The following is a 20,343-nucleotide window of genomic DNA, read 5'->3' on the forward strand; positions in this document are numbered from 1 at the left end:
AGTGCGAGACTAACAGCTCAAAGGGATGAAGTCAGGTGAAGACGTACTTAGGTGAAAGTCCTAAGGAGGGGTTCTTTAAAAGCTGACTATGGCTAGGATAACGAATCCACTTTAAGTGATATGAACTGACGTTGTTGCCAATTATTTGCGCTATCAGCTCAACAACGTACGCTCGATTTGAAATAATCGAATTGCGAATGGCACAATTGACTGTTAAACCATTTGGATTCATATTGGGCTGTGGAGGCCTAAGGTCGTTAAAATAAGGGATGCATATAATGGAACGTTTGAAATCTTATTAGAAGAGGTGTGTTAGCACCATTGACACTAGTAAGATGGCTTCGGGTTCATAGTAGTGAAGATCACATGCCGTTTGGACTTGTATGGTAACATATAAGAAGAGGAAAGCATGTAGGAGCGTAGAGACCCAGTCAGTGGCAGTTCTATAAGAAAATTATTTTACTAAAATTCGTTTCTTGAATAAAAGGCTTTAAAAGAGCAATCATACTTTTATGATTGCTCTTTTTTTATAAAATTATTTTAGAGTAAGTAAACTCTTACTGATGATAAGCTCCATGCGATGGTTTTATTTTCAACATGAAAGTTTTGGAGATTTATAGACGATGGAGAAGCTATCTGTGCTTTTTACAAACTGGTGGACCTCCAGTTATATTAGTCGGATTGCCCACTGAGACCACAACAAATTCAGTTACTGCAAGTTGGAATGATAGTGAGGGTTATAACGATATCCGACTTTTTGCAAATGTTAAGCATAATGAAGACTTAGGGCAAGCTTCAAGACAAATATTAGGAGACTTAACACCGGTAACGGATATAATGTTTGTATTGATTTTAGAAAAGCAGAAGATGATTTCCTGTGTGCAGAAGAAAGTGTTACAGTTTCTATGAAGAAAACAAAGATAGGGTGTCAGGTAACCTTCATATATTTGAAAATTAATAAGGCAGTGGGCTATTCATTTGGCCTGCTGTCTTTTTGTTAAGCGAAAAGCATGAATGTAAAGAATAATCGGATAGTGTATGACTAGGCTAAAGTGGAGAATAACAATGAAGCAAGATGGAAAGGACAAGTTTCATGTCTAGATTGACAAAGGCTATAAGATAAATAATTATTCCTTGCCACTGGATATATATACCATGGAAAAATGCTGTTTTTTATTATTAAAATGGATAATATGCTTCATCTAATTCTGTTTATTCTATTTTATCTCTAACGATCTTTATGTTGTAAGTTATTTGTTTTCACGATAAATAAAATGAAGATAAACTTGAAAAGTATGGGAGGGTTTTCTTACATAGTGCTTTTCCTAAAATTTGTTTATAAACTTTTTATAAGTGTTGTTATAGTTATGATCGTATCAGCTCATCTATCTTTATCTGCCTTTGCTTCAAGTTTTCCTGATGTAGGAAGCAGATATGAAGAAGCAGTCAATTTTTTGGTTTCTAAAGGAATGAAAGGGAAAACAGATGGAACATTCGGAACCTATGAACCTATCAAACGGGTAGACGCAGCTATATTTGTTGTGAAAACACTGGGACTTGATAGTGAATCTGTCCCATCTTCCGGTTTTACTGATGTCCCAGCTCGTGCAATCAAAGAGGTAAATGCTCTTAAAGCAGCGGGAATCACCAATGGAAAAACGGAAACTACTTTTGGTTCTCAAGATTATATCACACGCGGTGAACTGGCTGTATGGCTTACAAAGGCCTTTAAGTTAGAGGCGGATGATACAGAACTTGTTTTTACTGACGTCGGAGGCCAATACATACATGCGGTGAAGGCTTTAGTAAAGTATGGAATTACAAAGGGAACATCGGAAACCACATTTGGGACACAGGATTATGCGACACGTGGTGACTTTGCTATTTTCTTATATAGAGCCACTCAGATTAAAGAGGAAGCCCTTCTTCCTGCAATTAAATCAGTAAAGGCGATCAATGGAAGACAAATTGAAGTCACTTTTGATGAAGCGGTTGATGCAGAGCTGGCTGCTTACATTGAAAAGGCTGGAAATCAGATAGTTGCATTTGATGTGACGGAATCAGCCAGAACAGCCAACTTCGTTTCTGAAATGATCAGTTTTAGTGAGAACAAAAAGACGACCACTGTTATTTTAAAACCCAATAAGCTGAATCAACGTGAACAGGAGCTAGTGGAAGGCAAAGCATACACAGTAGCCGTAGTCAGCGAATACAAGGAAGACTTACTAATTGTAAATGTGAAGGTGAAATCTGATCCGACTGTTCTTTTAAAAGGCCTGGAACTGCCCGAAGTAAAGGTAGATGGAAATGATGTGGTCGTGAAATTCGATCAAAAGATGGATGAAGAGGCAAGAAATATAGCAAATTATGAAGTGTTCGATGCTTATGGCGTAAAAGTAAATGGTGTACTTGGAGAGAGCGCATGGGTAGATGCAACGACAAAATCAGCGGTTAAGTTCAAAATTAATCCAGGCGTATTGCAAGCTGGTACAACATATAAAATCAAAATGAATCCCAATTTAGAAGCGGATAACGGCTCTGCATTGCCTCCTTCTCAACTTGTTACAACATTCAATACCCCTACAATTTCTAAAGCGAAGCCTAAAGTAGAACTGGCGCGTGTAACAGGGACAAATGAAATAACGGTTGCGTTTGATCAGGACCTTTCTGATTCAGTTTTGGTAAATGTATATCTTTTTACGATTCAAAGAGCCAACGGTACAACTATGGACGTGAGTAAAGTCAGTTTCTCAGGTGACAGTTTAGTAATAACGACAAATGAAGAAGACACCTTTGATGAGGGATTGACTTATACGATTTCTTTACCATCTGGAGTGGCGGTTAATGATAGATTTCGTAATGCTGTAAATGATGAGATTCGTAACATAAAAGCCATGGCGGCTGAAAACGAGGCAGCTACGATCGTGAATGCTGAATTTATCCAACAGGTGGATAACAAAGAAAAGGCGGATTTACGTTTGACATTTGATCAGCCAGTGGCTATTGAAGACGTTGAGGCAGGGGACATTAATATCGACGGTTACGGAGAAAGATACCTAATTGCGGGTGGAACTGCAGTCAGCGTTTACGGTGGAGACCCTACTGGTAAAACACTAGTAATTAAAGATGTCGCTAGTGCTTTTGCAAGGGACCATACAGATATTGCTACTAAGTTTATCCCAGATATTAAAAAATCCTACCGGGTTCTTATCGAAAGAGGTGTAACGAAATCAACTGCCCCTGTAGCTGATTTTAATAGAAAAACGAATCAAGCTGATTTACAAACGATTGTTAAAGGGGTTGATATAGAAGCCCCAAAAATAAAAAAGGTAATATTACATTCCGCTGAAAAAGTGACAGTTCAATTTGATGAAAAGATTGTAGCGTCCGGGTTAGATGAGTCTAATCTTAAAGTGGAAGGGTTTATAAAATCTATAGGCGGGCGTTTCCAATCAGCCACATTAACAGGTTCAAGCTTGCTGAAGTATGTAGTCAATGAAGATACATTAACGATTACCCCGACCTCTGATTCGGTTAAATTCCAAACGGGTGCTGTCGAAAGCGGAGAACTCATAGTATCAATCGGGGCAGATACACTTAAAGATGTAAATGGGATTGAAAATGAAGGAATGGAGTATAAAGTGGCAGTTAACGATACAAACGTATACGATTATGCTGCTCCCATCATTATCGGTGCAAAAGTAATAGATTTGGCATCAGGAGCACTTGAAATTACTTACAGTGAAGCTGTATATGCTAAAGCAGGAACAGCTGCAGAGGTAGCCAAACAATTTAATGTTATTGGTACAGAGAGAAATGCATTTGGCACAGGATCTACCATTGCTTTAGCTAAAAATGATGCGAGAAATGTATTTGACGTTATCTTTACTAGTAAGACCTTCAAACAAAAGGACTATTCCTCTGCTAAATTAATTTACACACATAATTCAAATTATGCGGTACAAGATTTGGAGCAACGTGAACAAGCATCAGATTATATTATAGGAATTCTCAATGAAATATCTCAAAGTTGAGGAGAAGTGTCTGTTGCTTTTTGAAATGTATCGAAAGACGTTTGATAAGTTCTGTGGGTAGAAAGAGAATCACTGCCATCGCCTAATATGTGTTGATGGCATCTTCCTGACGGAGAAGAAGAGATCTTTACAGGTTTTTTTTGCTCAAAAACCGCTTTAATAAAAAGGCTCTGTTAAAGGTAAATGTTGTTTTTTTAATCGTTGATTGTAACGGAAAGCGTTCTCCTGCAGTGAAAATCAACAATTAAATATAACAGAACCAATAAAAAAGTTAAATAGATATGACAATTACGAACTAATCATATATGCCCTGACTCCATTGTAGAGTGAGGGTTATTTCTATATTTAGAAAAAATAGGAATGAACATATAGAAGAACGGGAAATAGAACAAATAGAGTGGCTGAGTATAAAGGAAAGAGAGAAAAGAATACCGGTCAAACAAGCGAATATCGTGAGTTTAAAGATAATGAAGGGGATTGTCGTTATTTTGTGATATGTGGATAGATTGTTTGGATACAAAGAATCAACCAAATGGAGTTGATAGCTGTCATATAAGCTAATTCATTCAACAAATAAAGAAGGAACAGAACGTTTGAAGTCCTATGAGAAGGGGTAGGCTAGTGCCTTGCCAATAGGGCATTCTTACATATCCATAATAGAATGTGTAAATGCGGATATCCTTTATGCGCATATAACATCTTGCCGTCTAGATGAAATGGACGAGACCATTCTATCTTTTTATTTTAAAATAATCCTTTTTACAAGTTGACTTTTCTGGGAGGATTTTAAAAAAACAAACGGACATGAATTGATTTATATGTGAATGCATCAACTCTATACTAATATAAAAGTTTGCTTTTATAACCTAGCTATTCAAAATAAATGGCGTCTTATTAATTACCCTTATAACTGAATCTATAAGGGCACTCCTCCGAAAGCCTAAAGATGGTTTACTAGTTTCTTTAATTGATTTATTATAGAATGATAAGAGCGCTAAGTAAATGGCATAGATTTACAACAGGTTGATTAAGGTGATTTTCATATTGTTTTAATGAAGGTATTTCTGAAATGTTTTTTTAATATAGATTATGAACGAGAAGAGGAATCGTCTAATAGCACGAAAGTGACAAAAGCTTTCTTTTTAACGTTTATTTATCAGCATGGGACGATTAATGAACTTTTTTACATAATTGATGCGTTTTATCTATCGGCTTAATGCTTTTTACCATTAGGCAGGTTTACAGCTATAAGCTCATTTTTTAACGTTTTTTTGTGATGAGGCCACTTGTCAAAAGAATGTTCTAGTAAAGAATTCCTTAGCCGATTCATTTATACAAGAAATGATTTGTTTGAACAAAGCGTTACTAGCGCTATCCATATTTACAGAACGTCTATTCGTAAAAAGAGTATATAGTTTTTCTCTTATTTAGAACAATCCAATGGCTAATGCAGAATTGGGTCTAGTTTTTTCATATGTGGGTTTTTCTGAGGCGATGGAAAAGAGTATTAGGAGAGTGAGAGATGTTAGAAAAAGAGCTTTAAGCCATCATCGAAATGGATCTAGCGCTATTTCACTCAGCCATTAAAGGCTATTGATAGCTCATAGATTGCTATAGAGAAATGTTATTGAAATGAGGTTTATATATGAAGAATATTTTCTATATCGTTAAAACAGACTTTAGAAATATTGTTAAAAACCCGGCGGCGTTGATTGTTATCGCTGCCGTTGCTTTTTTGCCTTCTCTTTACGCTTGGCTTAATATCGCTGCCTCTTGGGATCCTTACTCAAATACAAAGGGTGTGCCCATTGCTGTTGTAAGTTTAGATAAAGGAGCGAAAATTCAGGATAAGGAATTCAATATTGGAGATGAAGTGATAGTTTCTTTAACAAAGAATAAAAATTTAGGTTGGAAATTCGTTTCTAAGGATGAAGCCGTTAAAGGCGTGAAGCATGGAGATTACTATGCTGCTATTATCATTCCAAAAGATTTTTCCAAGAAATTGATCAGTGTAACGACAGATGACATTGAAAAACCGAAGATTGAATACTACATCAATGAAAAAGTCAATGCAATTTCTCCTAAAGTAACAAAATCAGGTGCCTCTGCCGTAGTTGAAAATATTCAAAGCAATTTTATTAAAGAAGCAAATAAAACAATTATGACGGTTTTTAATTCACTTGGGATTGAACTAGAAAGTAATCAGGACAATATTGAAAAAGTCAGAAATGCCATCTTTCGTTTAGAAGAGGATATGCCAGACATTTATTCTAAATTACAACTTGCAGGGCGTGATTTAGATTTGGCTGATGCCGCGGTTGACAAATCGGGAGAGTCACTCGAGCGAATGGATGATATACATGATAAAGCACAGAGACTGAACAAGCAATTAATTACAAAGCTGGAAGACAATGAAGAGACAGTAAATGAGACTATTGATGCCATTACCACTAATTTACGCAGTACTCAAAAAGCGTTTAGGAAAGTTCCTCAATTTACAAATGACTTATCGGAAAAAGGTGAGGATCTAGACCAACTCATTAGTTCTCTCCGAGAAAAACAAAATAAATTAGATGAAGCATCTAATCGTTTGGAGGATATATATAAATATTTAAAAGAACAAGATCAAAGTCTCAAAAATTCTTCAAAAATAAAAGATTTACAAAAATCGTTGGAACAAAATGAGGAGGACTTAAAACAATTAAAACTTAATCTTCAACAAATGATTAAAGATTTAAAGTCAGGAAATAACCCTGCTGTGGATATAATCAAGCAAACTCAAAGTCTTTCTGACAAGCTAGCCGATAATTTAGATACATTAAGTGAAAACTACGATACAACGCTTTATCCGCGAGTGCAAACACTTATTAAAGAGTTAAACGAACTTTCTACTGGAATGGCCGATATTATGGAGCGTGCTAGCAAGATAAATAATTCAGCCTTAAATGCAGTGCAAAAACTAAAAGAAAACAGAGAGAAAATCGACCCTGAATTAGTAAAACAAGAGCTTGAAAACACTTCTTCTTTGATTGAGAGTAATTTAGAAAGAGTAAATAAAATAGTTAACTTGTTAGGAATTGCCAGTGACATTACGAACAGTGAACGGATAGCTGGATTAGAAGAAAACTTCAAATCCTTACAAAGTCAACTTCAGAAAGCTCAACAAATTGTTGATAAGGCTTTAGAGATGGCAGAAAAGGGAGAAAGCCCAAGTCTGACAATATTAACTCAACTTGAGGAAAGTTTGAAAACAACGCAGGCGCGTATAGATGAAGCAATTAAAAAGTATGATGTGAACAGCAAAAATGCATTGGATCAGGCAGTGTCAGAATTGCAAAAAATAGACAAAAATATGCGAGAAAAGTTCAATCAACTTCAAAATTCGCAAACCACCGTAGACAATAAATTAGCAAATTTGTTAGAAACGGCTGAAAATCCTGAGAAAACCATCGCTGTTTTAGAGAGAATGGTCGGTCGAGTCGATCGCGGATTAACTTCTATTGATTCTATTCAAAATGGATTGCAAAATGTTCAAGATTTTATTGACTCAAATACTGTTACAGAGGAAATTGAACGAATTAAAACCATACAGGATAATCTCAAAAATACAAAAACGTCTATTGATCAGGTAATTGCCCGCATTAAAGAGGCCAAATCAACAGGTAAAGATAAATTAGAAGATGTAAATCGATTATCAAGAAAAATCGATAGTTCGATAGAAGATATGATCCAATTTATTAGTGGTGATCTTTCTAGAAAATATAAAGCTATAACAAGAGATGCAACAAGCGCTTTATATGATGTATCTGATGTTTTAGATGAAGTAAACAAAAAAATTCCTAAAGTTCGTACCATACTTGAAAAAGCATCTAAGGGGGTAGATGAGGGAAAAGAAAAGCTTGAATTAGCCAATAAATATTTTCCTAAAGCAAAAGATACAGTCAGCGATATCGCTCAAAAGATTCGGAAGTTAGAGGAAGAGGGAGACTTAGACCAATTAATTGATATTTTGAAAAAGGATCCGTCAGGGGTAAGTAATTTCCTTGCAAAACCTGTATTATTAGATGAGCATAAACTTTATCCAATCCCGAACTATGGTTCGGCAATGAATCCTTTTTATAGCGTATTATCATTATGGGTAGGTGCTTTACTTCTCGTTTCGTCGTTAAAAGTAGATATCGACGAAAAGGCAGAATTTAAGAGTTACGAAACTTACCTTGGCAGATTATTGACTTTTGTGGGGATTGGTATTACACAAGCCCTCATTGTAACAACCGGAAATTTGTTTATTATGCACACCTATGTAGTAGATAAATTTCTGTATGTCTTGTTTGGCATTATGATAAGCGCAGTCTTTGTCACAATTGTATACACGTTAGTTTCTGTATTCGGGAACACAGGGAAAGTATTAGCTATTGTTTTAATGGTTATGCAGCTTGGTGGATCAGGAGGAACTTTCCCTGTTCAAATGGCCCCGCCGTTCTTTCAACATATTCATTCCTTCTTGCCATTTACACATGCGATTGCCCTTTTAAGAGAGGCAGTGGGAGGAATCATATGGGGATTTGCGTGGAAGCAAATTATTTATCTAGTGGTTTACTTTATCATTGCCTTGATCATGGGGATAGGATTAAAGAAATTCTTCAATAAGTCTAGTGATAAATTTATGGAAAAAGCTAAGAAAAGTAAGATTGTTATTTAGCCGTATCCGTTTATTAATTCAAAGCAGGTAGAGAAAAAGTAACTTTTTCTCTACCTGCTTTATTTCAAGGGACATAGAGCGCTTTTCAAGATACAGAGAAAAGCTCCTTATCCTCTAATAAGTTCAAATAAGAAGGGGAGGCTTAGCTGTGATAACCAGTACTAAAGCGGTCCTCATGTATAGTTGCCAATTCTAGATCAGGATTGCAGTTTTGGTCAACACTTTCTAGAGTTTACTGCTAAAATTATAGTACGGGTACCATAACTCTCTTCTACAGTAATCTTGTCTACTGAAGCGATTTTCTTCAAGAAGCTTTTTATATATAATGGCCAAGTTATATGAATTTTTACATTCATAACTATATTCGTATTCGAGTGAAACTAAACAATTAGGGGCAATTTACAATTAAATAGGAGTTTAAAAAGAGAGAGCTGTTTATCAGCTCTCTGTTTTTATTTATTGCTGACCATTCTTTTATATATTTGTCGAAATACTTGTTAAATAAAAAAGAAACTAATGCTAAAAGTAATAGATATATATGCCGATATATAAGTAACTTTAAAGCTTTTATTCCTAATTGAAAGAGAGGAAAGGCAGTGAAAAACGTATATTCAGCGGCATTAGCAGGGGTACTTTTGTTTTCTGCATTTTCTGTAGGCGCCAGTCCGGTCAAAGCAGAAGAAGAGAACACAGCAATGGATAAATTAAAAGAAGGAAACGCGCATTCTTTATCTTTGCCGGATCGAGAGAAGAAAAAGCAAGAGAGCGTTCCGGGAGAGTTGATTGTTCAGTTTAAGAGAGGGATGAAGCCAGAAAGTGTCTTAAAGACTCATGGCCTCAAAGTAAATAAGAAGGTTAAAAATAAGAATGTAGCCCTCGTTACATTTGATGCAAAAAAACAGACGGCCAAAGGGCTAATGAAGACACTTACCCAGGATAAGTCGATTGCCCATGTGCAGCCTAACTATCAGTATGCGGCAGCGGGATTCACAAATGATTCTTATTCTAATGAGTTATGGGGATTAAATAATACAGGACAGACAATTTTAGGGCAGACAGGCAAGTCTGACATGGATATTAACCTGCCAGAAGCTTGGAATTTCATTAAGGATAAACATTTGCAGGAAACAGTGGTTGCTGTGATTGACACAGGAACAGACATTGATCATCCAGATTTGGCTGATAAGATATGGACGAATGAAAAGGAAAAGAACGGCCAGCCTCATGTCGATGACGATGGCAACGGGTATGTAGATGATATTCATGGCTGGGACTTCTTTAATAATGATAATACTGTCTATGATGAAGAAGATGGGGACGAACATGGAACGCACGTATCCGGCACCATCGCAGCAAGCATGGATAATGCACAAGGAGTGGCCGGCATTGCGCCGAATGCTAAAATTATGCCGCTTAAATTTCTCGGTCCCGATGGCGGGTCAACGTTTGATGCCATTCAAGCTATTGAATATGCGCAGAGTATGGGAGTGAAAGTTTCCAACAATAGTTGGGGTGGTGATGATGGCGCTGCGGGAGATGCATTAGAACGGGCGATTGCTGATTCAGGAATGTTATTTGTTGCGGCCGCTGGAAATGATGGGCGCAATATTGATTCGATGCCTTCTTATCCAGCCAGTTACAAGAGTGCAAATATCCTTACGGTAGCAGCGGTTGATAATCAAGGGAGACTAGCGGGCTTTTCCAACTATGGCAAGTCGTCAGTCGATGTGTCAGCTCCTGGCGTATCAATATTAAGTACAGTTCCTCATCGTGATCCCGTTTCTTTGCCCCGCCTCGGAGCAGGAGTAGAAGTAAAAGGAAGCAATTACAAAGCAATCGTCAATGGGTTTGGTTTTGAACATATCGCCAGCCTCACAGAGAGAAAAGCGGCTTTTCAAAAAGCAATGAATTTCTTGGGAGACAAGTCATCGCCAATCCTGTTAGTGGATGATGATGAATCAGATGCGGATATGAGCTCTTACCTATCTATTTATCAAGAGTTATTAAAGTCTCTGGGTTATACGTATACAACCCAAATAATCAATCAATCAGAAAATGGACCAGATGCCAACACGTTAAAGAAATATAAAACAGTCATTTGGTTTACCGGTGATGCTTATGGGACAGCTGATGAATTTCCTTTGACCAGCACAGATACTCATTCCCTGAAAACATATATGAATGACGGGGGCAGCTTGCTGCTTTCAGGTCGTGATGCGATTTGGGGCAATGAAGAAAGCTCATTTGTTACCGATATGTTAGGGATTCATGTCATCGATGAGTTTTACGCCGGTGACGTAGAAGGCGTGAGTGGAACAGCCTATGAATCTAGCAATTATCAGGTTCGTTCTATTCCGTATGCTGATTTTTATTCTTCGCTAAATCCAGCAACGACAAAAGTGAATTTAGAATATCCAGAGAGAGTCATTAGATTTAATGAGTATGAGTACAAGAATGGAACGTCAATGGCTGCTCCACATGTCACAGGTGTTGCTGCTTTAATGATGGGCGTCCATTCCAGCGGTACACCTGCAGAAATAATGAATGCATTAAAAACAACCGGCAAGGCGATGACAACAGGAGGAGCTTATGTTGCTAGCGGAAAATTGATTGACGCCAAGAAAGCATTGGAAGCCTACTTGCCTATTGAAATTATCGCAGTGAATGAACTGTATGACAGTTCTCAGTATGTTGAAGGGGACATCGGTGCAAAAGCGAAAGTGACAGTGAAAGTCAGCAGCACTGGTAAAGTAGTTACCCAGGATACTGATGCGGCGGGCCACTTTAAGATTAAAATTGGCTATTTGCCTGTTGGCTCAATAGTTACTGTGAAAGCGGCCATTGGTACAAAACAAACAGAAGAAAAAACAGTAGCTGTTTTAAAAGATACAGTAGCTCCTGTATTGCAAAAGGTCCTCGCTTCAGATGCAAAGACGTTGATTGAAGGGCAAGTAAGTGAAGAAGCAAAAGTACAGGCGCAAATAGGAAATACGCTTTTGACGAAAACGCCAGTAGCAACCGATGCAAATGGCAACTTTAAATTAGCAGCCGGCAAGTTAAAAGCAGGCGATCAGGTTAAACTTATTATTAAAGATAATGCCAAAGAACCAAATGTAACAACCGTTGAGACTGAAGTAAAAGACGAAACAGCTCCGGTAATCGGAAAAGTAAATCCTGTCTACAATACTTCCAATTACATTGAAGGCAGTGTAAATGAAGCAGCGACAGTTAAAATTTCTGTCGTCGATTCAAAAGGAATTGTTCAAAAAACACTTGGAACAGCAACAAGTGAAAATAATTCGTTTAAACTTCAACTTGTAGAAAAATTGCCAAAAGGCACGAAGCTTTCTTTAGAGGCAACAGATACAGCACAAAACAAAAGCAAATTAACGAGTGCGATGGTAATAGAAGACCGTATTCCGCTTAAGCTGATTTTACCGCAAACTATTGTTTTGACCGATAAAGGTGAGCAAGTGATGACCGGCCAATTAAGTGAAGAAGGCCGGGTGGAAATAAAGGTGGGCGAGAACAAGATTAAATCAGTTACGACAGATAAAGACGGAAATTTCACAGTTACAGTGCCGCAACTTACTGCTAATACACCGGTCACTTTTATCTTCTGGGACAGCGGCACAGCCAAGTCTGAGAAAAAGGTTACGGTGACGGATGGAACCAATCCAGTTATTCAAACAAACTCTGTTCAGCCAATCTATGAAACTTCTAAATATGTAGAAGGAAAAGTCAGTGAAGCCGCTACAGTTACAGCTTTGATTGATGGAAAAGCAGTTGGCACAGCTAAAACGGATGCGACTGGGCGATTCAATATTTTAGTAAATCGAAGAGCTCCAGGTACTATAATTACATTAATAGCTAAAGATCTGGCTAAACCGAAAGCGTTGGAAAGTGAGACAGTGACTGTCACAGTAGAAAAAGATACAGTAGCTCCTCAACTGCTTGCTGATACTATTAAATTGAATGATGCTAGCTCCCTTTTTGAAGGAAAAGTGAGCGAAGAAGCAAAAATTTATGTGCAAGCCGGTTCATTGCCGATGACTAAAACACCGGTTGCGACAGACGGACAAGGGAATTTTAAAATTCCTGTCGGAAAGCTGATGGCTGGAACAAACGTAACGGTTGCTATCACAGACTATGCTGGATTGAAGAAAGAAGAAGTGCTTACCGTTCAAGATAAAACGGCCCCTATTCTTGCAAAAGTAAACCCGATCTATCATACATCCAGCTTTGTGAGCGGCAAGGTATCCGAAAGAGCGTCAGTCAAACTTTATCGGGTTGATGCCCGTCTTCAGATTGTCGAAGAACTGGGCGAAGGTTTGTCAGATGAGCAGGGGAATTTCACCGTTTCTTTGCAAACTGAACTGCCTGCCAACACGAAGGTGATGGTAAAAGCGAAAGACCAGGCGGGCCAGGAAAGCAAACCAGTCTATACGAATGTATTAAAAGACATGGCTGCTCCTGTATTTTTGATTATGCCTGTAGTAAGGGAAAAAATGACGGCCATTTCCGGTAAACTGAATGAGCCTGGAACGGTTGTAGTGAAAGTAAATAACAACGTAGCAGGTGAAACGGCTACGAATGAAGATGGCAGTTTTACGATCCAGCTGGATAGAGAGTATGCAGCCGGTACAAGAATAACAATGGAAGCAAAGGACAAGGTAGGAAATAAAAGATCTACAGTTATTACAGTAAATAAAAAAATAGAATAAATTCCCAAGTAATAAGAAACCAACTAGATATTGCGGGGACTAATCATTTAGCAATCGGGATCAACCAATGGTCAGACACAATGAGCTTTGATTGGTGAGTTTAATCTCTTCACATTTAGGGTTGTAGGAAATGTGATTATAGAGAGCAATGAGCCTTCTGTAGACTATATAGAACTTGATTCTACAAGGAATCTATATAATGTTTTTCCAGATGCCAATGGTGATGCTAATGCGGATTTCTATATTGAGTTTACTCCACACAGATTAATAAAGAATAAAGATGGAAATTCAATTGACGATACTGTCAAAGTAAGAGAATCAAATGGAAGTAAACACTTCTAATCTTTCGAAGAATGTAACCTCACCTTTTAGGTGAGGTTTTTTTACCCATTCGGATGATAACACGATAAAAAACTGCTAAATAGCAGGCTCTATTTTTAACAAAGTCTTTATTATTGAAGGCTATTGAAGGGACGGTAATGTAAACACGATCATCAACCGTACAGTTGACCAAGATGAAGAGCAGAACAAAAGCAATCCGGATTATTGTATTCCAGTAAATAAAGCATAAATTGCTGGTCTTTTAATTTAAATAATTCTATGTGAGCTTGTAATAGATCGTCTTATTATCCCTTCAATCTGACGGAAGAAAATTATTTTATAAGAAAGCCTCTGCAGGGAATAGAGCCTTTCTTTCTATTTTTATATGAAGCATTCCCTATAGAGATAAAAACATAAAGTACAGACGGTGCCAGTTAGCAGAACAATTAAAGAATTTAAGGGTGTTAATACGAACAGATAAAGCTAGGAAAAGAAAGCTGCTTTTTTTATAAAAGCGGCTTTCTTAGTATTTTTATAAGACGATAGCTCTTCTTCTAAATAAAACAAGATTTCTCATTTAGTATGTATAAGTTTTCGCTAAAAAATAGATTGCAAGCCCTTTTAACACTCTTATTCATACGACGCTAATTATAAGTGGGTAGACAGCTCATCAAAAGGAGAGTTGCTTAACATGGACATCATCCGCTGATAGTAATTAAGACAATTAGCGGTCCGTTCCAGCTGATTTTTGAAGATCCGCAGTGAACAGTTAAGTGGCAGCTGTATGCCATTATTGAAGGTCACGATCAGTTTGCCGTTCTTCATTTCATAGGATTGTACGTGGTAAGGCAGGATCCAGGGGCAGCCGTATTTTTGTGGCGATGTGATTGGAAAAGCACAAATGCGCTGGTTGGGGCAAATAAGCAAAGGTGTCTTTTGGACGTAATCAAGCAGCTTGCGGACAGGCTTCAGCCGGCCTTCATAAGTGGAGAATCTCTTAATACAAGCCTCTTCAAGCAAGGACTTGACGGTCTGCTTTGTGTAATAAATGCCGTTTACATCATAAATAATCGTGTTGTACTCTAGATGATATTCTTCGACGAGAGCCATGGTGTTCATTGAAATCTCATAATTTTTCATTATATTCATCAATATAACCCCCTTCTTAACAATATCCTCTTCATTATAACAAACTGGTATATTTTTACTAGTATAAAAACATCAAATATTTTGAAAAAAATACATAAAATACTTTTATCTAAGTAAATATACGTATTCTTTTTATTTCGACATCATAGCAAATTAGCAGTTAAATAGCTCTTTTTCTTTTATTGGTGTAAAAGTTTATCATTTTAAAGAAAATAATGGTAATAAATAGAAGGCATTTGCTCATCTTGTTGATTTATGTTGAAACTTTTTTCATTTCATTAGGAAGAATATTCGATGCAAATCCTCAAAATATTTCGTATTGCAAAATATCCCTACTAATGTAAAATAATCTTGTTGGTTAAAAAGAACTAGTATAAAAGTTCGGGAGGGATACGATGAAAAGAAATTTTGCTGTTTTTTTTGCTTTATTGTTTATGGTTGTGCTTTTTCAGGCAGGGCCCGTTTCTGCAGCCCAGAATGAATTTGGACAGGCATACAGCGGAACGCTTGCAGATACGAATACCGAGGATCGCTATACATATACATTGACCCATTCGGGTACGTTTACGATCGATTTGCAATCTTATCTTGGAGCGGTGTCTATCGAAGTAGTAGATGAAAATAACAAAGAAGTATTTTCTCACAGCGTGCGCGGTGGAAAACCTGATAATCCAGCTAAGGAAAATTATGCTGTCGATTTAGAAGAGGGGAGCTACACCGTTATTGTTGAACGATACTCTTCTTCCTATAACGGAAGCTATCGAGTCACGGCTGATTTTGTAAGCTCACAAGCGAATGAAATGGAGCCTAATAATGGAACAGAGGCTGCCCAAAAAATTACCTTGCCTCATGAACCGGTTACTGGTTTTCTTAGCTGGAATGATGCTGAGGATTATTATGAATTCGACGTAAAACAGGCTGGGAAAGTAACCATTCAGCTAGATTCTTATCTTGAAGCAGTTTCCTTCAGCCTAATCAATCACACAACAGATCAAAGAGTGTGGGATGATGCGAGCGTTCGGGGAGGAAAACCGGAAACACCTAAAAAGGAATTTTTCACAGTTTATCTTGAGCCAGGCAAGTATTACGCGAAAGTGAGCAAGTATTCATCCAGCTACACAGGGAAATACAAATTAAAGGTCTCGCACACAGCAGCCGGCAATACAGAAACGGAAGGGAACAACGGGGCAGTGACTGCCCAGCCATTTCCAAGTACCGGTACGGTAAAAGGGCTGATCAGCTGGAACGACCGCGCTGATTATTACAAATTGCGCGTGAAATCCCCTACGAAAGTAAATATCAAAGCAAGTGCATTTTTCTATTCGGAAGTGTTGCTGCTTGACGAAAATGGGGAACAGCTCGACCGGGTAACTACGTATAATGGAGAGGAAGACAATCCTCATACACAAATTATCACGTATAGCCTGACGCCTAACAAAGATTATTTTGTGAGCGTCAGCGGCTACTCTTCAAATTCTCAAGGAATCTATACATTAGACATTCCTGAATTAAAGCCGGTGACGGTTCAGTTTAAGGATGTCTCTTCTGCTTATCGGCCAGCTGTTGATTATTTAGTCCGCCACCAAATTACAAATGGCCTGTCTAAAACAGAATTCGGTGTTTCCAAAAACATCAGCCGTGCAGATGCAGCTGTCTGGTTAGCGAAAGCGTTGAATTTAAATACAGAAACAGCTAGAGACTCAGGGTTTGCTGATGTGCCAGCAAGAGCCGTTGGCGCGGTAAATGCTTTGAAAGAAGAAGGCATTGTTGGCGGAAAAACAGACACGAGATTTGGCGCGTATGATTCGTTAACACGCGGTGAAATTGCAATTATCTTACAGCGAGCGTATCAGCTGTCCGGAAACGGCTCTTCTTCTTTTACGGATGTATCTGACCGGTACAGAGACGCAGTAGATGCCCTTGTAGCTAATAAAGTGACAAATGGTATTTCTGCTAGATCCTTCGGTGTGTCCCAAAAATTAACACGCGGCCAGTTAGCGATTTTTCTGTACCGTTTATCAACAAAATAATGCATAAGGATTAGAAAGGACTGTTTGAAGTCAGTTAATCCCTGACTTTGAACAGCCCTTTTTTAGTAAGGCTAGTCAAATAAATAGGTTGAGGGAGATAGAATCATGTCGTTATTTATTGTTGCATTCATTGCTTTATGCTTTTATTTAATTCCTACGATTATCGCTTTTATAAGAAACAAGCGAAACAAAGTAGCGATCTTCGCATTAAATTTTTTCCTTGGCTGGTCTCTCGTTGGCTGGGTCGTATCGCTCGTATGGGCATTAACCCATGACTAATAGTTAATCAACGAAAAAATTTTGATGAGAAAACTTAGTCGTTATAGAGAGTAGGACATCAGGGGATAAAATCTAATATTATGTAAGACTTTTTGAAGAATATTGTTTTTCGATAGTTAATTGTAGCAGAAGGCGTCCGCCAGCGGGCAAAATCAACAAACAAGTATAATGGAGCCTTTTACGCAGACAAGTAAAAAGATAATGAATAGAAAACTAAAAAGTGTAAAAATAAAGAAAAGTTAATATTTACTTAGATAATTGGTACTAGTAAAATAGAATTATTAATTTTAAGGGGGAGAGAGAATGGGGATAAGCAAACAAATAAAGAGAGCAGTTCTGGCTATGCTGATGACTGCCTTGGCTTTCTCAATTATATTTTCATCTAATGTAGAAGCAGCGGGGACAAAAACAGGGTATGTGGATATTAAATCAGGGGTTCTCAATGTTCGCAGCGGTCCAGGCGGCAGTTACAAAGTAATAGCAACCTTAAAAAATAACACGAAGCTGACGATCTATTCACAAACAAAGAATGGTTGGTCAGAAACAAGGGTGAATAACAAGAAAGGGTATGTTTCCACCGGATATTTGCGTTTTTATAGTCAGATGTCTAATCAAGAGGCAAAACGGATTACAGACCGGGCTATTGGCACAATGGACAAACTGAGCTATGAGCGCTCTTACACGAGAAAGCAAATCCATTCTGTTCTAGCCACTAGCTACACGGCTTCTTATATTGATGCACTGATTAAATACGACATGTGGCCGACAGGCAAAAAAGATAAATATGGCAACCCTTTATATGAATGGATTGCTACAGACTTTCCAGCCTTCAGAATATGGGGATTTGACTGGTATGCTCAAGACGCACCCAAACCTCCAACCGTTACATATTACACGAAAAATGGCGCTCAATACTTAAATGTGTATCAAAATAGCGAAGATGATATGTACGAATACGAGCAAAAGCTCTTTTTGATTAAACAATATTCGAAATCGAGCTGGAAAATATATAGTTACCAGTGGTAAGTAGTATAGCAGCCTGTAGAGAAAAGGATAGCCGATAATGGGTTGCTGAGAAACAAGCGGAGGGACTCCCTCCGCTTGTTTAGCGTATGAAATCAATTTGAAAGACATCGAATGGAAAGAATCAAGCTTTTAAAGGATCATACTTTACGCCAAAGTATACAAGGACAGCAAAGCAGAGAATTCTTCTGATTCACCGCTTTAAGTAAAAAATAGGATGTGGGATGAAATGAAACGGTTGTATGTAGCATTAGGAGCTTTTCTGCTACTGGGAGGATGTGGAGAAGAGGGATCGAGCGCTTCTCATTCAGGAAGTCAAGTGAAAGGTGAACAGGACAGAGCGGGAGCAGAACGGCTGCCTGTTCCCGTGCAATTAGATACAGGAAATCATTATGTGAATGGAAACGGCAAAATTGCCATATCGGGGCCATTTGACTCTGCCGCTCCGTTTTCGAACGGACTGGCTCAAGTATCGAAAGGGGGAAATACGTACTTTATTAATAAGAGAGGAGATGAAGTTTTCACGTCCAAGTATGAGGCAGTTGAACCTTTTTCTAATGGCTATGCGCTCATTTCAGCAAATGCGGGTAAAGATGAGACGATGCCCCGTTATGGATATATAGATAAGAAGGGGAATCTTCAGATTCATCCAGTATACTTTACTGCTTCCTCTTTTTCGGAAGGGCTCGCTCTTGGAGTGTATCCTAATGATGCCGAGGAAGAGTGGGAGGTCCATTTGATTGATACGAATGGAGATATGAAAAAGCTGCCGAACCTGTCTGCAGGAAATACAACGACTGTTTTGCCGTTTAGTGAAGGGCGGGCCGTTATTCTTCCAAGCCAGTATGCCCACGCTTATTTAATAGATAAAGAGGGGAAAATCCTTTCCCAAGACACCTACCAAGTCATTCAATCATTCCACAACGGCTTAGCTCCAGCGATGATTCTAGATGAAGCTACAGGTGAGGAGCACTGGGGCTATATTGATAAGCAAGGAGAAAAAGCGATACCTTTTCAGTATGATGATGCACTTGAATTTGGCAATCAGGCGAGCCTTGCTCAATCAGGCGGTTCCTGGGGGATCATCAACAAAAAAGGCGAGTGGATTAAAGAGCCGGCATTTGAATCAGCCTCCACTTTCTCAGATGGGTTAGCAGCAGTAAAGATAGACGGAAGATGGGGGTATGCAAATGAGGCAGGAGAAATGGTGATCTCTCCTCAATTTACAAGTGCTGAGCCCTTTCGCGGAGGATTGGCAGAAGTAACCGTCGGACAAAACACAGGTTACATTAATTCTAAAGGGAAATATGTAATTAAACTAAGCGACTTGCCGTCAGAAAAGACAAAGGAGCAAGAACCGATCAGCAAAGAAGAAGCGGCAACACGGCTTTACCAAGAGTTTAGATTAGCTGAGTCTAAATATAAAGTTTATTTTGAAGGAATGACAGAAAAGGGAAACTACCGCTTTTGGGTTCATGAGTTTGTTATTGACGATCCAAAAACAGGAGAAGGACATACTGCGACGTACGGCTTCTTTGATTTTAATCCTTATACAGGAGAGTATCAAAACATTATGGATAGGGAAGAGGAGTCAGCAGTAGAGAGGGGCGATACCGATTCAAGAGTCGTTACCTCAGAAGGAGGCACACAATTTGATGCCGGTTATTTTTCGATTGACTGTCCTGAACATTTCCAAGCAGAGCCTTCTTATCCGTATGAAAATGACGAAGGCTCGGGTTTTGAAATGGTTACGTTTGTGGCAGAACATTCACCGGTTTCCTTCTTCGCTTTCGCAGGATCAGCAGAAAAAGATCCCGAGGAAATAGCGTTAAATCCATCACTGGAGACATTAAGTGATGTAAAGAATGAAAAAACGGAAAAGGCTCACGTTCAGTGGTATCGAATAGATGCAAACGACCAATCATACACGCGTGTCTATGAGCGAACAGTATATCCCGACGGCTCACAAGTAATCGTAGGGCTGAAGTTTGACAGCTGGGACACATATGAAGAATACAAAGATCAATATTTGGAATTTAAAAAGTCCTTTAAAAAAAATAATTAAGGCAAGAAAGATTCTT

At 38.3% G+C, this 20,343-nt stretch carries 8 protein-coding genes; 7 read left to right on the forward strand and 1 reads right to left on the reverse strand.

Annotation, left to right across the window (positions count from 1 at the left end; genetic code table 11):
* The first annotated feature begins 1,367 nt into the window (after positions 1-1,367).
* The 3 genes from MKZ02_RS04260 (at position 1,368) to MKZ02_RS04270 (ending at position 13,460) form a co-directional block, all read left to right on the forward strand.
* On the forward strand, positions 1,368-4,034 hold the full coding sequence (locus tag MKZ02_RS04260; protein ID WP_340852039.1) for an S-layer homology domain-containing protein: 2,667 nt from the start codon (positions 1,368-1,370) through the stop codon (positions 4,032-4,034).
* Positions 4,035-5,679: 1,645 nt separating this feature from the next.
* Positions 5,680-8,736: a YhgE/Pip domain-containing protein gene (locus tag MKZ02_RS04265; RefSeq protein WP_340852041.1), complete on the forward strand. Its 3,057-nt coding sequence runs from the start codon at positions 5,680-5,682 to the stop codon at positions 8,734-8,736.
* 596 nt (positions 8,737-9,332) lie between these two features.
* Positions 9,333-13,460: a S8 family serine peptidase gene (locus MKZ02_RS04270; RefSeq protein WP_340852043.1), complete on the forward strand. Its 4,128-nt coding sequence runs from the start codon at positions 9,333-9,335 to the stop codon at positions 13,458-13,460.
* 969 nt (positions 13,461-14,429) lie between these two features.
* On the opposite strand, the gene MKZ02_RS04275 is transcribed toward MKZ02_RS04270, so the two are convergent.
* Positions 14,430-14,930 carry a competence protein ComK gene (locus MKZ02_RS04275; protein WP_340852045.1) on the reverse strand — a complete coding sequence of 167 codons (501 nt, stop codon included), beginning with the start codon at positions 14,928-14,930 and terminating at the stop codon, positions 14,430-14,432.
* Positions 14,931-15,325: 395 nt separating this feature from the next.
* Between MKZ02_RS04275 and MKZ02_RS04280 the strand changes: the two genes are divergently transcribed.
* From MKZ02_RS04280 to MKZ02_RS04295, 4 genes are all read left to right on the forward strand, one after another.
* The gene (locus MKZ02_RS04280; RefSeq protein WP_340852048.1) at positions 15,326-16,960 is read left to right on the forward strand and encodes an S-layer homology domain-containing protein; all 1,635 of its coding nucleotides are present in this window, start codon (positions 15,326-15,328) and stop codon (positions 16,958-16,960) included.
* A gap of 105 nt (positions 16,961-17,065) precedes the next feature.
* A complete protein-coding gene (locus tag MKZ02_RS04285; protein WP_340852049.1) occupies positions 17,066-17,239 on the forward strand; it encodes a superinfection immunity protein in 174 nt (57 codons plus the stop codon).
* A gap of 303 nt (positions 17,240-17,542) precedes the next feature.
* Positions 17,543-18,265, forward strand: a complete 723-nt coding sequence (locus MKZ02_RS04290) for an SH3 domain-containing protein (protein WP_120035200.1) — start codon at positions 17,543-17,545, stop codon at positions 18,263-18,265.
* A gap of 226 nt (positions 18,266-18,491) precedes the next feature.
* Complete coding sequence (locus MKZ02_RS04295; RefSeq protein ID WP_340852051.1) at positions 18,492-20,327, forward strand: WG repeat-containing protein; 1,836 nt, start codon at positions 18,492-18,494, stop codon at positions 20,325-20,327.
* The last annotated feature ends 16 nt before the right edge of the window (positions 20,328-20,343 follow it).

It is taken from the genome of Pseudobacillus sp. FSL P4-0506, from assembly GCF_038003025.1.
GTDB lineage: Bacteria > Bacillota > Bacilli > Bacillales > Domibacillaceae > Pseudobacillus.

Coding starts and splice junctions, on each gene's coding strand:
- MKZ02_RS04265 (WP_340852041.1), top strand. CDS start 5,680: ATGAAGAATATTTTCTATATCGTTAAAACAGACTTTAGAAATATTGTT.
- MKZ02_RS04295 (WP_340852051.1), top strand. CDS start 18,492: ATGAAACGGTTGTATGTAGCATTAGGAGCTTTTCTGCTACTGGGAGGA.
- MKZ02_RS04290 (WP_120035200.1), top strand. CDS start 17,543: ATGGGGATAAGCAAACAAATAAAGAGAGCAGTTCTGGCTATGCTGATG.
- MKZ02_RS04280 (WP_340852048.1), top strand. CDS start 15,326: ATGAAAAGAAATTTTGCTGTTTTTTTTGCTTTATTGTTTATGGTTGTG.
- MKZ02_RS04285 (WP_340852049.1), top strand. CDS start 17,066: ATGTCGTTATTTATTGTTGCATTCATTGCTTTATGCTTTTATTTAATT.
- MKZ02_RS04275 (WP_340852045.1), bottom strand. CDS start 14,930: ATGAATATAATGAAAAATTATGAGATTTCAATGAACACCATGGCTCTC.
- MKZ02_RS04260 (WP_340852039.1), top strand. CDS start 1,368: ATGATCGTATCAGCTCATCTATCTTTATCTGCCTTTGCTTCAAGTTTT.